The organism is Maribacter sp. HS (assembly GCF_048059195.1).
In the GTDB taxonomy this organism is placed as follows: domain Bacteria; phylum Bacteroidota; class Bacteroidia; order Flavobacteriales; family Flavobacteriaceae; genus Maribacter; species Maribacter dokdonensis.
The window spans coordinates 96704-113577 of sequence record NZ_JAYLVV010000010.1 but is presented as its reverse complement, the minus strand read 5'-3'; the positions used below and the strand labels follow the sequence as shown (position 1 = coordinate 113577).

Sequence of the window (16874 nt, the reverse complement as noted above, 5' to 3'; positions counted from 1 at the left end):
TTCATTTTAGGAAATCACAAAAAATTATAAGTCATGGCTAAGAAGACCGTAGCAAGTTTACAGACAAGTTCTAAAAGATTGACAAAGGCTATAAAAATGGTTAAGTCACCAAAATCAGGTGCTTACGTTTTTGTTGAGCAAGTAATGCCGCCAGAATTGGTAGATGCTTGGATCGCCAAGAAATAAGAATTATAACTTTTAGTAGTTATTGAGCCCCTTTCCTACGAAAGGGGCTTTTTAATTTTTATATTTGAATAACCATATGATGAACAATGAGCTTATTTAAAAAAATATTTTCTTCCCAGAAAAAAGAAACCTTGGATAAAGGTTTGGAAAAAACGAAAACCAGCTTTTTTTCTAAATTAGGTAAAGCGGTTGCCGGTAAGTCAAAAGTAGATGATGATGTATTGGATAATCTTGAAGAAGTATTGGTGTCTTCAGATGTAGGGGTAGACACAACTTTAAAGATTATTGAAAGAATTGAAGCTAGGGTAGCACGTGATAAATATGTGGGTACAGACGAGCTGAATTCAATTTTAAGAAGTGAGATTGCAGCACTTTTGTCCGAAACCAATGACGGTGACATTTCTGATATACAAATTCCCAAAGATAAAAAGCCATATGTAATTATGGTGGTAGGTGTCAACGGGGTTGGTAAAACAACCACCATTGGTAAATTAGCGCATAGATTTAAAAACCAAGGATTAAAAGTTGTTCTAGGTGCGGCAGATACGTTTAGGGCAGCAGCTATTGATCAATTGCAAGTTTGGGCAGATCGTGTAGATGTTCCTATAGTAAAACAACAAATGGGCAGTGACCCTGCATCCGTAGCTTTTGATACACTTAGTTCTGCAGTTACTCAAGATGCAGATGTAGTAATTATCGATACCGCTGGGCGTTTACATAACAAGGTAAATTTAATGAACGAGTTGACCAAGGTAAAACGCGTTATGCAAAAAGTTGTAGAAGATACACCGCATGAAGTCTTGTTGGTCCTTGATGGTTCTACAGGTCAAAATGCGTTTGAACAGGCAAAGCAGTTTACGAAGGCCACAGAAGTAACGGCATTGGCCATTACCAAATTAGATGGTACTGCAAAAGGTGGGGTGGTCATCGGAATTTCTGATCAATTTAAGATTCCTGTAAAATATATTGGAGTGGGTGAAGGTATTGAAGATTTACAGGCATTTAATAAGTACGAATTTGTAGATTCATTCTTTAAGATTTAAAATTGAGATACGGCTGGTTCATTTTTCCTCTTTTATTATGTAATCTGAGCTGGGGGCAAATGAACCACCCAAAAGCTAGTCCCTTCGCCAGGATTGAGCAAGAAGTAGGGCTCTCAAAAATTACTGTAGAGTATTCGCGGCCATCTGCCAAGGGTCGTACATTATTTGGTAATCAACCTAATGGAGCACCAGGCTTAGTGCCTTATGGGCGTATTTGGCGGGTAGGGGCAAATGAGTCAACCAAAATTACGTTTAGTAGCAACGTAATAATCGGTGATAATTCTTTGGATAAGGGTACTTATGCCCTTTATGCATTTCCAAATGAAAACAAATGGGAAATCGTATTCCATAAAAATCTATCGCATTGGGGAGATGGTAGAAAGAACTACGACCCCAATGAAGATGCACTTCGTATTGCATTATTGCCAACCGAAGTGAAAGTTTTTCAAGAAAGTTTTCTGATTTCATTCGATGATATCGATCACAACGGAACATTGATGAATTGGAATTGGGGAACAACACAAATATCTATACCCATTCATTTTGATACCAAGGCTATCATGAAAGTGCAAATAGCGGATAAACTTTCAAATGCTCCTAGTGCCCAAACGTATTATGAAATTGCTAGATATTATCAGGAGCAAAATATACATACAAATGAGGCAAAAGAGTATGTTGAAAGGGCTATTGAATTAGGTGGCGATACTTATTATTTTCATAGAGTGCGCTCATTAATATTGGCTGATCTAAAAATGTTTGATGAAGCAATCACTGCAGCAAAAATTTCTATGAAATTGGCGGAGAAGGAGGGGAAAGATGAATTTGTTCGCCTCAATCAAGATAATATTGCACATTGGAAAGCGCTTAGCATAATTAAAAAATAAGAATATGAAAAAACTCCTTTTGTTAATGGTCATCATTTTTTTGGGTGCCTGTAAAACTGAACAGGATACAAAAGAAAGGCATGAAATTGTTCTTTGGACTCCCTATGACGATTCATTAGAAGTAGCTGGTAATGCCGATCATGATAATACTCGTATGCGGTACAAATTGATTCAATCTAAAGTGCTTGATAAAAATGAAGTGTTCAGGCCGCTATATAAAGAAGTTTCTAACCTGACGGAAGAAGAATACAAACTACTGCTACCTATGATTTTGGAGCAAGATATTTTTGTAATTCGAAATCATATCAAAGAAGGGAGATTAACTTATGAGGACCTGGTTCTGTTTTATTTATACCGTATTTATAAATATGAATTGGATAATACCACAACGTTAAATACCATAATTGCTCTTAATGAAGATGTGGTTCAACAAGCTCGTGAGTTGGACGAGCAAAATGAAAAAGGAGTTGCCACCCAAATACAACATCCAATCTATGGCATGCCCATATTGTTAAAGGATAATATTAATACCGTAGGAATGAAAACAACGGCCGGTTCAATTGCTCTTATGGACAATAAAACGGAAGATTCATTTATAGTACGGCAACTTAAAAAGAATGGTGCTTTAATTTTGGGTAAGGTAAATTTAAGCGAGTGGGCTTATTTTTTATGTTCAGGTTGCCCAGTAGGGTATAGCGCATATGGTGGTCAAACTTTGAACCCCTATGGTCGTAGAATATTTGAAACTGGCGGTTCCAGTTCTGGTAGTGGAACCGCAGTTGCGGCAAACTATGCAGTAGCGGCCGTTGGTACAGAGACATCAGGGTCTATATTGTCACCTAGTAGTCAAAATTCTGTTGTGGGCTTAAAACCAACCATAGGTTTATTAAGTAGGTCAGGAATAGTTCCTATATCCAGTACTTTGGACACTCCCGGTCCTATGACCAAAAATGTAAAGGACAATGCTATTTTATTATCGGCTATGTTGGGTTATGATGAGGTGGATAGCGCATCTGTGGAAGATAACTATCCGGGCATTTTATCCGCAGGTCTCAATCCTGAACCTCTAAATGAAATTAGGTTAGGAGCCATTAAAGAGCTAATGGAATCTGATAGTATCTATAGAAAAACTATAGATAAATTAAAAAATGAAGGTGCTACAATTATAGAAATAGTACCTCCGGAAGTAAGTATGGACGGATTCTTAAGTATACTAAATATTGACATGCGAAATGATTTACCCTCTTATTTAAGGAATTATACGGATCCTAACTTAGTGAAGATAAAATCTATTGAAGATGCAGTAGCATTCAATAATAATGATTCTTTAGTAAGAATCCCTTATGGTCAAGCGCTATTTAATGGCATAGTTTCAGATACCACAACTAGCTCAGAATTAGAGGAAATAAAACTGAATTTAGAAAAAAATGGACGAACGTTTTTTAATTCAGCTATGGATAAGAATAGGTTAGATGCAATACTTTCTATTAATAATTATCATGCAGGTTATGCCGCTGTTGCAAAATATCCGGCGCTTACAGTGCCAATGGGTTATAAGCCATCTGGAGAACCAATTAGTCTAACTTTTATAGGCAAACAATTCACTGAAGCCAAATTGCTTAGAATTGGTAAAGCATATGAAGAAAAATTTCCTATCAGGATGATGCCTAAAGACTACAGAAATTAAAATTGTTCTAGGTGTCATGAAAAGAAGGGGATTTATAAAGAACACTTTTCGATGGGGAGGGGGATTAGGGTTGTTGGTCGGTTTATATAGTTGGCAAATAGAGCCTTTTTGGCTGAAATATGTTCATTTAAAAATGCCATTAAAAAACTTACCTGATGCCCTTGTAGGTAAAACACTGATGCAGATTAGTGATATACATATCGGTAATTCGTTCGATTATCAATATATCGTAGATTCGTTTCAAGATGCACAAAAATTGAATCCTGATTTTGTAGTCTATACAGGAGATTATGTAACCTATGAAAATAATGAACAGATCGATCAGTTGAATGAGGTGCTACAACATGTGGTAAAGGGTACTTTAGGTACTATAGGTATTCTAGGTAATCATGATTATGGTATCGACTTTGTCGAAGAACCTGTGGCAAAGACCATCACTGAAAGTTTAAGGGCAGTAGGCGTCACCATGTTGAGAAATGATGCTATTGAAATAGACGGACTCAATTTTTTGGGAATGGATGATTTTTGGGGAAGTAATTTCTATCCCTTGAAAGCTACCGCTAAATATAGACCTGAAATGGCGAATATCACATTATGTCACAATCCTGATGTATGCGATTTACCTGTTTGGAACAATTTTAAGGGGTGGATATTATCTGGTCATACCCACGGTGGGCAAGTAAAACCACCATTTTTACCCGCTCCATTACTTCCTGTAAAAAATAAAAATTACGATGCAGGTATTAAAAAATTGGGAAAAGGAAAAACGCTTTATATAAACAGTGCCATAGGATGTCTTCGCCAAGTACGCTTAAATGTAAGACCAGAGATTACGGTTTTTGAGCTTACAAAAGAAGTTTAGGGTATCCTGTAGCTAATCAATAGTTTGTATTACAGTCTCGGAAGGTAATCTAAATTTACCTATTAAATTGGGTTGTGTACTATCTTCCTTATGCCTATAGCCAATTGCAACCGAAAATAAAACTTTATGATCTTTGAGTTTTAGAATATCCTTGTATTTTTCTGGTTCAATACCTTCCATGGGTGTAGAGTCTATTTCCATAGCTGCACAGGCTGCCAAAAAGAAACCTAATGTTATGTATACTTGATGGGTAAGCCAATTAATGGTTTTTTCGTGCGGTTGTGGTTTTACAAATTGTTTATAGAACCTCACAGAACCTTCATTTAGATTTTCTTCAACTCTTCTTTCAAATTCTAGCAAGTTGTCCATAACGCTAAATACAACTAAATGACTAGCATCCTTAATTTTGGAAGCATTAAAATAAGATGCTTCGGCTAAATCATCTTTTATTTGTTCATTTGATACAAAAGTAAATAACCATGGTTGGCTATTAATTGAAGAAGGACTTAGTTTGAGTATATCCTTTAAATCTTGAATATCTGAATTTGATATCTTACGGGTTGCATCATATTTTTTAGTTGTGTACCTATTTTCTGCAAATTGCTTAAAGTCCATTGTATCTAAATTGATTTATTTCTAGTTTTATAACTTAGAATAGTAGTTTTTATTCTAATATACAAGGTTAATTTTCTATTACTGCATTTATCAATTCCCATAATTCGTTGTCAAAACTAGAAGGTCCTAAAAGTTCTTCATTGCTAGCTCCGCCCATACGTACTATAACCATATCTAAGCTTGGTACCATATATAACTTTTGATCGTTTAAGCCAAGTCCTGCGATAAGGTCGTCTGGAGCATTAGGTATTAAGCTACCTGTAAATTCATCTTCTGAACTTGGTAGTCTAAAGCTGCTTTTACCGTTTAACCAATAGAGATAGCCGTAAGCAAGGTTATGGTTTTGAGACGAATTGGTCATGGCATTAAAATATTCTTGGTCCGAAAGAATGGAGGTGCCATCCCAATTACCTTGGTTAAGGTTTAAAATTCCGAAGCGGGCCATACTTCTTGCAGTACTGAAAAATACGTTGTTATATCCTATTTTAAGGAACAAACCTTGCATACCAATAGGTTCTTTGATTTTTTCGGAGAAATATGCATTGAAATCTCTTTCTGTAGCGTTAGCAATTACATCATCTAACAAAGTATACGGTCCGTTATGGTAGTACCAAAATGTATTTGGGTCATTTAAAAAGTTTAAGCATTCCGGGTCAGTACAGAAAATATCTTCAACCGTATAATCTAGACCGGTTGTCATTGTCAATTGGTTCTTAATAGTAATATTCTGTTCTTGATTTAAGGGCATATTTGTCCATCCCTCACCTAAATAGGTAGATGTGGGTTCCAGTATATTTAAGAAACCTTCTTCTTGGGCAATACCTGTTAACATTGCGGTTAAATTTTTTCCAGCGGAATTCCATGCATGATTGTCGTCAGATTTAAAATCACCAAAGTATTTTTCTATGATAATTCTTCCGTCCTTTATTATAATGAAAGCATCTGTATTGTTATTTTCTAAAAAGAAGTATAAGTTACTGACTTCATCTTCATTCCATCCTAATGTTTCCATAGAAAGGGTTTCCCATTCGTTTGTTCTGGAAATAGGTGGAAAATATGTTTCGGTAGGTACTGGTGTAACAGCAGGTGGCGTTCCACTTTTTCCTGTTTCAGTTGATGGATCAGAATCACTTGAACATGAAACAAAAACAGATAGTAGGGCAATTAGGCTGAAATATTGGGAGAATTTCATTTTAAATTTAAGTTTTGGGCGTTAATAAACCGTAATCAACTAAAGATTACAAGTAAATTTGTCCATATCTAACGTTTTTAAATACCCAAATCGTATTTTTGCACCCCAATTAAAATTATGAGGACAAAATCTCTTAAGAAGAACAAAATCAACGTAGTAACGCTAGGTTGTTCAAAAAATGTTTATGATTCTGAAGTACTCATGGGCCAATTAAAGGCTAACGACAAAGAAGTTGTGCATGAAGAAGAAGGGAACATCGTAGTAATTAACACATGCGGCTTTATTGCTAATGCCAAAGAAGAGAGTGTTAATACCATTTTAGAATATGTTCAAAAGAAAGAAGAAGGTGCGGTTGATAAAGTTTTTGTAACCGGTTGCTTAAGTGAACGCTATAAGCCAGATTTGCAAAAAGAGATACCAAATGTAGATGAGTATTTTGGCACTAGTGAATTGCCAGGGTTATTAAAAGCGCTAGGAGCAGATTATAAGCATGAGTTAATAGGTGAGCGTTTGACCACTACACCAAAAAACTATGCTTATTTAAAAATAGCCGAAGGTTGTGATAGACCTTGTTCATTTTGCGCTATTCCATTAATGCGTGGTAAACATAAAAGTACACCAATTGAAGAATTGGTGACAGAAGCTGAAAAACTTGCCGGCAAAGGGGTAAAAGAACTTATTTTGATAGCTCAAGATTTAACTTACTACGGTCTTGACCTTTATAAGAAAAGAAATCTTGCCGAATTATTACAGGCATTAGTGAAAGTTGAAGGTATTGAATGGATACGTTTGCATTATGCATTTCCGGCAGGTTTTCCAATGGATGTACTTGACGTAATGAATAGGGAACCAAAAGTATGTAACTATTTGGATATCCCATTACAACATATATCGGATAGTATTTTAAAAAGTATGCGTCGTGGTACTACAGAGGTTAAAACGACCAAATTGTTAAAAGAATTTAGAGCAGCGGTACCTGAAATGACCATTAGGACCACCTTAATTGTAGGGTATCCAGGGGAAACCGAAGAAGATTTTGAAATTCTTAAAAACTGGGTAATTGCCATGCGTTTTGAGCGTTTGGGATGTTTTACATATAGCCATGAAGAAAATACACATGCCTATAGTTTGGTTGATGATGTGCCTGAAGAAGTAAAGCAAGAACGTGCAAATATCATCATGGAAATACAATCTCAAATTTCTTGGGAATTGAATCAACATAAAGTAGGTGAAACATTTAGATGCATAATTGATCGTAAAGAAGGAAATTACTTTATCGGAAGAACTGAGTTTGATTCACCGGATGTGGATAATGAAGTGTTGATCGATGCTACTAAACATTATGTGAAACAGGGTGAATTTGTAAACGTGAAAATTACAGAGGCCGCAGATTTTGATTTATACGGAGAGCCTGTTTAAAAAAAAATCCCAATTCTAGTTGGGATTTTTTTTTACCTAAAAAGTGATGTTTACAAATGGGATTATTGGGCTAGAATAAACACTTTCGTCATCATCATCATATAGCACATTAAATTTGGCACCAATAGAGATTTTATTATTAATGTTGTAGCCTGCGCCAACAAATAATGCGGATTCCCAAAAATCATCTTTGATTTCACCAGTAGGTGTTTCTTGTTTTGTATTCACTTTTAATTGGGCAAACTCTAACAAGCTCATTAACTTTTTAGATAGATTGTATTGTCCAATAACGTTAGCACCAAAGGTTGTAGTTTTTTGAACATTTTTAATGGAATTATAACTTCCTTGAACTCCCGCGCCTAAACTAAAATTATCGCTTAAATTATATATTAAGTTAGGTGACAAGCTAATATTGGTGCCTCCTAAAAAATTGAGTCCAAAGCCACATCCAAATTTTAGTCGTGGATCAACGGTGACCAAACTATCAACTGTTTGTAGTTGCTCTGTTGTTGTGCTATCTAAGGAAACAGGAGTGTTCATTGTAGCTGAACTATCTATTACCGAGATATTGGTTACTTGTGAAGATACTTGTGCGCAAATAGCAAAAAAGACCAATGACAAGGCATTGGTTAAGACAGATTTTTTCATTTTTAAATTTTGGTTAGGTGTTATATAGAGATTAAATATAAATCATTTAATATGAAACTCATTTAGCCAAAATTAGCATAAAAATAAAAATCATGTTGGTAACTATAATTTTGGTATTGTATTAACTAATTGATTAAAAGATAATTATGTTTAAAGTTCTTTCTTCATCATGCCTATAGTGAAATAACCGAGCAGAATTATTATAAGTCCTGTTATTCCCCAAAGCCACCACTTATTTTCAAAAAGAGGAGCAGTAGTTATAGATTCTTTTTTTTGTATATCTATTGTCTTTCCTAAATTTAAATTAGTAATATTTTGAGGTAAAATTATTTTTGTCTTGGCAATGTCGTAATTTGGAGATTTGTCTGTATTTTTTCCATACACCATAAAGTAATTGGCAGGCGCGGTAAAGCGTGTTGTTAAGGTGTGTATAAAACCTCTTAGTGCTACACTGGAAATGTTCAGGGGTTGATTGTCATAGTTTAATATAATGATACGTACTTTTTTTGCTAGTATACTAGGAAGTTCAAAGCTGTTATCTTCCATTGAAGAAAGTGTTTTGGTGGTCAGAGGTCTATAATTATAATGCCAGCCTTTTTCCGATTTAACACTATCTGCTAAATATTGTAATGATATGGATCTATAATAGTCAAAATTATCATCTACTGTGACAGTTAAAAAATCTAATGGTACCTTGGTGCTTAGTTCCACATCAACAATAGTATTCTTTTCTTGTTCTTTAACTTGAAATGATTGTACTTGATAATTTCGATATGCGGCTTCCTTTTTTGCCTTTTTAAGAATTTTCACCGTAGCTAAGTTTGGCTCTACATCACTCTTGATCAATAAACGATAATATCTATAGCTGGTATCGGAAAATTTTAGAGTTGTAAAGGCGTAATTGGTCTGGTCATTGTTTATGGATAAAATGCGGTAATCTTCCAAAATAGTGAACCATTGTTTTTGATGCTGACTACCCTCTAAAGTTATTTCCCAGTTGAAATTTTGGTCTTTTAAATCTAGAATAATCTCATTGATGGTTTCTTTATTTGGCAATTCATAGGTGAAGTAATATCCTTTTGTATTATGAACCCGGTTCAAAAGATTAAAAGAAATTTCGTCGTTGGCCTGGGTTGCCTTTGAAGTCTTGTGGATATAAGGGGCTTCAATAGTATCTGTTGCGGTTATGCCATAAATTCTAATATCGCTTAAGTTGGCATTCAAATCTTTAAATACGGTATTTGGTATTTCAATGTTGTGCCATAAGCTATCTATCCCTTTTAGTTCTATTTTTTTAGCATAGGAATGCATTTGCGCAAAAGAAAATGATGTTATTATAAAGGCAAAGAATGTTAAGTGATAATTATTTGACTTCATCTGAAATAATGTGTTTGTATTTATTGTAAAGAAATGAAATGATCAATAATAAAACTCCAAGGGAAACGAATACTATAGTCTTAGCAATAGTATTCAATGAAGAAATATCATAGAAAAACAATTTGATCAATGTTATTGAAAATAGTACGATAGCACCTACACGCAGGTATTTTTTCTTTTTCCAAATTCCTAGTGCAATAAGAAGTAGTGCATAAACGCCCCATAAAATGCTTAGACCTAGTTTGTAAGATTGATTAGACCCTGCTAGATCCATCCAATTTAGCAACTCGCTACTAAGAATCCAGATGATAGAAATGTGCAGTAAAATTTCAAAGGGTATTTTGTAATTGATTTTTAGATATTCCTTTTGGGCTACTTTGTAAATAGCAAAAAGTAAAAAAGCAAAAAAGGCAAATGAAATATAACGTATGTATATATTATATATTCCAATATTATAAAACTCGGCGAGTTCCTGGGTTATATAGTTTTCGCGTAATTCGCTAAGTATGTAAAGACCACTCGTTAAAAAAGTAAATGTCGTTAAAAGAGCAGCAATCAAAGATACAATACCTAGGGTTTTGTTTTTTATCTTGAAGTTGTTTATCAAACCTAATGCGGCGATAAATACCATAGTGTAAATTACAAGCCAAACAGATTCAAGATCAACAATATTGTAATTGTATTCAGGGTAGTTGCCAATGGAATTCTCGATATTAATTTTAGAGGCTTGAAAAGTATTGTTCCAATAGTGTTCAATTTCAAAATATATAGCTAAATATAGCGTACCAAGAAACAAGGCAGGTATACAGATTTTCATACAATTCTGTACAAAAGATGGTTTTGTTGATGGAGTTTTTAATTGAAGCCAGGTCATGAATCCGTAAGCGGAAATACAAATTAAAGAGGTTAAAAAGGTAGTGTTTAATATGGGGCTCCATACATCAGAAGTATTTCTCCAATGATATCCCTGTTCCCAATCCATCATTAAACTAACCATGGCCAGAGCCACCATGATAAAAGAAAGATACTCATAGAAAGTTACCTTTTTTGTTCGTCCTATCCAGAATAAAAGGGCAGCTTCAAACGCCCAAATCAAGGTTACCCAGTTGCCATCTAATTGAACAGGAACAGCAATGGTGATAAACGAAAGAACAAAGCCAGAAGTCATGAAAAATAACTTTCTGTCTGCAAGTTTTCTTTTAAAAATTATTACCGTGATAATAAAATGAATCAACGCATTAAAAATCGTAAATAGACCCAGATAAGATTCACCACCCTCATAATTATTAAGCCATGCAATACCAAAACCGTAAAATATAAAAGAGTTGAGTAAGATTAATACAATGTCGCCAACCTTAAACACTTCGGTTTTAACTAGTTTAAAAGCTAAAAATGTAATGTAAAATATAGTAAAGAAAGTAGCTAAAAAGGTAAAGCCTAAAATAAAATTATTATGGTAATCATCACTTTCAAAAAAGAACCAATAGCTATATATAAGCCAAGTAAAAGTAAAGGAAACGTAGTAGAGTGCTTTCCAATATTTTTTAAATGAAATTGCCAATAAGCCCACATTAATTAAGGAGATGTAGCTAAATAAAGCAGTTATGTTGCCAGAATCATTACTTAGTAAGAACGGCACTGCGTAGGCCCCTACAAGACCAATATGTGCAATTACCTGTTTGTTGTAATTTAATGCTGCTACAACACCAAAAACGGTACATAGGAGCATTATACCAAAGGCTACTAGTTGTGGAAAGAGCGCATAAAGATCATATGCGGAAAATGTTATAAAGTACAGTATTGCGAGCGCACCACTGACCAAAACGGCACTATAGCTCTCGTATTTTGCTTTTAATTTAATACCAAATCCAATTAAGCCTAAACCTACTAAATAGCCAAGTATAATTCTTGTTAGCGGACTAATTAAATTATTTTCTATAGAGTATTTTGCGCCTATGACAACACCAATTACCGTAATCAATATTCCAATTTTATTGATCAGGTTTTCACCAATAAATTTTTCGAGATTTGATTTTTTCTTGGGTAGAGTTGATTTCTTTTTAGGTGGATCTACCGGTTTATTAGAGTTAGGGTTAATTGTCTGTTTAAATTGAACGGGGTTTTCGGTAATTTCCGGTTCTATCAATTTGGAAGTTTCAACAATAGGCTTGGATATAGGTTCTTCTTGAAACTTTTTATTAGAATCTTCAGTAAACTTTAATGCTTGGGTATTTTTTAATATTTGAATGTCCCTTCGTATTTCATTTACTTCAATATTAAAATCTTGCTGCTTTTTTAAAAGAATTTCTAATTTTTGCAGCAAGATATTTATTTGGTCTTGGTCGTTAGCCATAAGCATTGGTTTACGCCCCAATAAATTAGGGTCTTCTAATTTAAACGTAAAAGAAGCAGATTTGTTGGAAGATTTGCCAAATTCCTTTACCTAATAAAATATCCCTTAAACGAGATAAACTGTTTAAGGGATATTGGTAATTACCAATTGATCAAGAACATTGGTTAATCAAAATTATTTTTCAAAATACAGATAGATATACATAGCTGCACCAAAATTAGATGCATCTGTAGAAACCAAACGCCAACCATCTTTTGCGTAGCTATCTAATTTTTCTTGAATTTCTTTGTTGGAATTATCTACAATATGGTATTTGTCAAACGTAAGTTTCGAATAATAAATAAGTGTTTCAACTTTGTATTGTTTCATAATATTTTATTTAACCATGAATAGGGCGTTTGCAAAAAACAGCTTACCATTTTCCCAGAAGCCTCTAAAAAGGGGATTGTCTACCATATAAATAACTTGACCACGCCCCATTTCTTCTGTACCGAAGATTAAAGTTTCCGCAATTTTTTTCTTTGCTTCGCTACCGGCAAAACCGGACACAGGTTCGTTATTGCCTTCGCTCAAATACACTGCGCTGCCATTTTCTAGGTAATTGTAAGAACGGGCACCTAATTTAAGGGTAAAATAAGTGTCATCGTAACCATAAGCTAACGGATTTGTGTTATCTACCGTGGCCTTGAAAATTGCTCCGGTAATAGCAGATTTTATTTGTTCTCTTTCAGAAATTTCAAATGATCCTATTGTAGTGGATGAGTCTTTTTCAATCTCTTTTACAGATAATTTAAAATCTTTGTCAGATGAGGTAATTCCATCAATTGCACCGCCCATGGCAATTAATTTTCCACCACGTTTTACCCAGTCCTTTATTTTTTCCTTGTTATATGAGTTTAGAAAACTATTATACCCACGTCCGTCAGGTAAAATTAAAATATCATAATTGCTTAGGTCAATACGGTCAAAATAATCATGTCCCAATACAGAAATAGGGTAATTAAGTTGTTGTTCAAAAAAGTTCCAAATTTCACCAAAACGCAAAGTAGACGTTGGCTCACCAGAAAGAACGGCGATATTTAATTTCTGAATTACATCTACATAACCAGAGCCGAAATCTTTTCCGCTCTCAACAAAACCTGTATTTGTAGAAATGACATTCTTTGAATTGTTTTCTGAAGCTGAAATAAGGATATCTTTGAAATTCTTAAGGTGCTTATTGTCACTTTTAGTAATTATCAATGTGCCTCGTTCATGCGAAATACCATCTAATGTAAATGGCTTATGGGCAAAACGTACTCGAACTTTGTTACGCAATAATTCTGCTAGAAACTGAGCATCTTTCATGCTGTTCCAATCAGCTAAGTAAGCATAACTGTCCGGTTTTAAAACACCGTATTCAGTACCACTATGAAGAGGTGTAGATTTAGCTACACTGGTTTCTGAAGCTATCGCGTCTAAACCATAGGCATAGGGTAAAGACCATGCGGTGATATCATAGGTAACCGAGTCGCTTAACTTTGCGGTGGGCTCGAACAGTACTTTTACCAAGGTGCTTTTTGGTTGGTTTGTAGAAATGACCAAACTTTTATTAGTACTTTTTATTGAGCCAGATTTACCGGTGGCATAGTTGTACCCTTTAAAGGTACTATTGGTACCTGCTTGAAATTCAATTTCATGTTTACTCAATAAATCTGCTAAAGCCTCTATTTTATCGGGGTTACCGTTCATCACATAAGTGTTGTATTTAAAATTTTTGTCACGGTAAAATTTCTTGAACTCATCATTCAATTTAGTAACATTTTTTGAGGCCACTTCAACGGTAGATAAGCCGGTGGTATGATGATGTGCAATTCTATCTTTTAAGGTAAGCGTATCTCCAATACCCGTGATAATGCCAAGTCCGGCACGTCCACTTCCACCTTGTTCGTAAGTCATACCAATTCCACCATTATATGTCGGGTAAGTATCGCCATAGCTTGGGTATAAAAGATCAAAGACTTCTTTAGTAAAATAGAACCATCCATTAGCATCAAAATATTTTGCATGATTCTTTCCAATGGTTTCTTGAAATTCTCTTTGAAAATCTGTAATAACTTCATGAAAAGGTTCAGCTGCAGGAGCAAAGTAATAGGGGTTGTCAACACCTTGCTCATGAAAATCTACATGAACATGGGGTAGCCATTGGTTAAATTGTTTTAGGCGCTGCTGACTCTCAACTTGTGTCAACCATGCCCAGTCTCTATTAAGGTCAAACATATAATGGTTACTTCTACCACTCCACCAGTTTTCATGATGCTCCTTGCTTTGAGGGTCAACTTGATTTGGCGAGTTTTTAAATTGATTGTACCAGTTTACGTAACGATCTCGTCCATCTGGATTAATACATGGATCAATTAATACAACTATATTTTCCAAATATGCTTTCTTGCTTGTGAAAAGGTCGTAAATGGTTTGCATAGATGCTTCTGTACTAACACTTTCATTGCCATGTACATTGTAGCTCAACCAAACAATAGCTTTGTCCGGAGAACCTTCTCCATGAATACCTTTCATATGCTCTTCCCTAATTTGATCTAGGTTTTGCATATTTTCTTCAGAAGAAATGGTTGCCAATAACAAAGGTCTTCGTTCATTGGTTTTTCCATATTCAATAAGTTTCATGCGTTTAGGTTCAGCCTTTGCCAAATATTGATAGTAATCTACTACCTCATGGTGTCTTGTAAATTGAGTGCCAAGTTCGTAGCCTAAAAACTCTGAGGGCGATTTTAATTGAGCTAGCCCTAAAAACGGAATAAATAGTAATGCAATGCGTAAAGTTAGTTTCATATAGGTTTGTTTGTGTTCTGAGTCAGCCAAATCTATTAAAATAAATGCTAATTGTACCTTATCTAATCTGTAATTCACCGAGTAAACAGGTATTTAACAGTACCGGTAATTAACTTATATTTAGGAAATGTAAAACGAAAGGGTTTTATATTTACCAAGATTTTAATTTTTATATGGATATTGACTGTTTGCCCTTAGTAAAAACGGGCTATTTTTCGAAATTAATTTGCGATTATGTTGCCGCAGATACTAAGCTTAAACCATTGTATAATCGTTTTCCGAATATAGATGGGTTCAAAGGGCAAATAGAAGAAAAGGGTAAACAATTTACCCAATCGCAGAGAAGTGTATTGTTTGGTTCATTGATAGAACAGTATAAAGGAATCAACGTTTCTAAGCATACTAATGCTAATATTGAGCTTTTAAAGGAGAAAAATACATTTACGGTAGTTACGGGCCACCAGTTGAATTTATTTACAGGTCCGCTTTACTTTCTTTATAAGATTATTTCTACCATAAACCTTACCAAAGAATTAAAAAAAGAATTTCCGGATCAAAACTTTGTACCGATCTATTGGATGGCCACTGAGGATCATGATTTCGATGAAATCAATTATTTTAATTTCAAAGGACTAAAATTTCAGTGGAACAAAGAGGCTTCTGGAGCTGTAGGTCATTTGCCTACGGAAGGATTGGAAGAGGTTTTTGCCCTTTATTCTAAAACTATTGGTGATAGTAAAAATGCCCAAGTGTTAAAAGAATTATTTGAAAATGCCTATTTAAAGCATGATACCCTGACCGATGCAACACGCTTTTTAGCGAACGAAATTTTTAAAGACTACGGTTTGGTAATTGTTGATGGTGATGATGTTGAGTTGAAGAAATTGCTTGTACCATACATGAAAAAAGATATTTTTGAGCAAACAGCTTTTAAGAAAGTATCTGAAACTATAGGGGAAATTACCCAAATATCTTCTGATTACCCTGTACAAGTAAACCCACGTGAAATCAATTATTTCTATTTAAAAGATGGTATTAGGGAAAGGCTAGTGGAAAGTAAGGGGAAATATGCCGTTAATGATACTGCCATAACTTTTACGAAAGAGGAGTTGGTGAGTGAAATGGAAAATTTTCCAGAAAGATTTTCTCCCAATGTTATTGCCAGGCCTTTATACCAAGAGGTTATTTTACCCAACCTTTGTTATATAGGCGGCGGCGGAGAAATTGCATATTGGTTAGAATTGAAAGCTTCATTTGACGCCACGCAAGTAACGTTTCCTATTTTATTGGTCAGAAATTCAGCTTTGATCATTACCGAGAAACAAGCCGATAAATTAGAGCGAATGAATATTACCAAGTCAGATGTATTCTTGAGCCAGAATAGCTTGATCAATAAAAAGATTCGTGAAATTTCTAATATTGATATTGATTTTGCTCCACAGAAAAAATTGTTGGAAGAGCAATTTAAAGAAATGTATGCGCTTGCAGAAAAAACAGATAAGTCGTTTTTAGGCGCGGTAAAGGCTCAAGAGGTAAAACAGAAAAAAGGCTTGGATGCCTTGGAAAAAAGGTTGCTCCAAGCGCAAAAAAGAAAATTGAAAGACCATGTAGTTCGCATGACCGAACTGCAGAATGAAATTTTTCCGAATCAATCTTTACAAGAAAGACAATTAAATTTTTCGGAGTTTTATTTAGCATATGGTGAAGCATTGTTACCAATGCTATTTAAGGCGTTAGAACCTTTGAATTTAAATTTTACGGTCATCACCCAAAAGTAAA

The 16874-nt window shown here is 34.6% G+C and carries 14 protein-coding genes; 7 read left to right on the top strand and 7 right to left on the bottom strand.

What is annotated here, in order from left to right; all coding sequences use genetic code 11:
* The first annotated feature begins 33 nt into the window (after positions 1-33).
* From VBZ51_RS18110 to VBZ51_RS18090, 5 genes are all read left to right on the top strand, one after another.
* On the top strand, positions 34-186 hold the full coding sequence (locus VBZ51_RS18110) for a DUF4295 domain-containing protein (RefSeq protein WP_071340023.1): 153 nt from the start codon (positions 34-36) through the stop codon (positions 184-186).
* 86 nt (positions 187-272) lie between these two features.
* Positions 273-1229 (top strand): signal recognition particle-docking protein FtsY, encoded by a 957-nt coding sequence (ftsY, locus tag VBZ51_RS18105; RefSeq protein ID WP_071340022.1) that lies wholly within the window; start codon positions 273-275, stop codon positions 1227-1229.
* A gap of 59 nt (positions 1230-1288) precedes the next feature.
* On the top strand, positions 1289-2113 hold the full coding sequence (locus VBZ51_RS18100) for a DUF2911 domain-containing protein (RefSeq protein WP_416577852.1): 825 nt from the start codon (positions 1289-1291) through the stop codon (positions 2111-2113).
* A gap of 4 nt (positions 2114-2117) precedes the next feature.
* Positions 2118-3800: an amidase family protein gene (locus tag VBZ51_RS18095; protein ID WP_416577851.1), complete on the top strand. Its 1683-nt coding sequence runs from the start codon at positions 2118-2120 to the stop codon at positions 3798-3800.
* A 16-nt stretch (positions 3801-3816) separates the two neighbouring features.
* The gene (locus VBZ51_RS18090) at positions 3817-4662 is read left to right on the top strand and encodes a metallophosphoesterase (protein ID WP_416577850.1); all 846 of its coding nucleotides are present in this window, start codon (positions 3817-3819) and stop codon (positions 4660-4662) included.
* Between the two features lie 12 nt (positions 4663-4674).
* Here VBZ51_RS18090 and VBZ51_RS18085 read toward each other — a convergent pair whose 3' ends face one another.
* Together VBZ51_RS18085 and VBZ51_RS18080 are read right to left on the bottom strand one after the other, a co-directional pair.
* Complete coding sequence (locus VBZ51_RS18085; protein ID WP_416577849.1) at positions 4675-5277, bottom strand: nitroreductase family protein; 603 nt, start codon at positions 5275-5277, stop codon at positions 4675-4677.
* A 67-nt stretch (positions 5278-5344) separates the two neighbouring features.
* Positions 5345-6469: a serine hydrolase domain-containing protein gene (locus VBZ51_RS18080; RefSeq protein ID WP_416577848.1), complete on the bottom strand. Its 1125-nt coding sequence runs from the start codon at positions 6467-6469 to the stop codon at positions 5345-5347.
* Between the two features lie 117 nt (positions 6470-6586).
* On the opposite strand from VBZ51_RS18080, the gene rimO reads away from it, so the two are divergent.
* Positions 6587-7888, top strand: a complete 1302-nt coding sequence (gene rimO / locus VBZ51_RS18075; RefSeq protein ID WP_416577847.1) for a 30S ribosomal protein S12 methylthiotransferase RimO — start codon at positions 6587-6589, stop codon at positions 7886-7888.
* Between the two features lie 36 nt (positions 7889-7924).
* Here the strand turns inward: rimO and VBZ51_RS18070 are convergent, their stop codons facing one another.
* From VBZ51_RS18070 to VBZ51_RS18050, 5 genes are all read right to left on the bottom strand, one after another.
* Positions 7925-8536, bottom strand: coding sequence for a hypothetical protein (locus VBZ51_RS18070; RefSeq protein ID WP_416577846.1), 612 nt, complete (start codon positions 8534-8536; stop codon positions 7925-7927).
* A gap of 150 nt (positions 8537-8686) precedes the next feature.
* On the bottom strand, positions 8687-9913 hold the full coding sequence (locus VBZ51_RS18065) for a DUF3999 family protein (RefSeq protein ID WP_416577845.1): 1227 nt from the start codon (positions 9911-9913) through the stop codon (positions 8687-8689).
* Positions 9900-12266, bottom strand: a complete 2367-nt coding sequence (locus tag VBZ51_RS18060; protein WP_416577844.1) for a DUF2339 domain-containing protein — start codon at positions 12264-12266, stop codon at positions 9900-9902. Before VBZ51_RS18060 ends, VBZ51_RS18065 begins: the two co-directional genes overlap by 14 nt.
* A gap of 174 nt (positions 12267-12440) precedes the next feature.
* Entirely contained in the window at positions 12441-12635 is a 195-nt protein-coding gene (locus VBZ51_RS18055; protein WP_058105705.1) for a DUF4177 domain-containing protein, read from the bottom strand.
* Between the two features lie 6 nt (positions 12636-12641).
* Positions 12642-15095, bottom strand: coding sequence for a M14 family metallopeptidase (locus tag VBZ51_RS18050; RefSeq protein ID WP_416577843.1), 2454 nt, complete (start codon positions 15093-15095; stop codon positions 12642-12644).
* 173 nt (positions 15096-15268) lie between these two features.
* Here VBZ51_RS18050 and bshC point away from each other — a divergent pair, with 173 nt between their 5' ends.
* Positions 15269-16873, top strand: a complete 1605-nt coding sequence (gene bshC / locus VBZ51_RS18045) for a bacillithiol biosynthesis cysteine-adding enzyme BshC (RefSeq protein WP_416577842.1) — start codon at positions 15269-15271, stop codon at positions 16871-16873.
* The last annotated feature ends 1 nt before the right edge of the window (position 16874 follow it).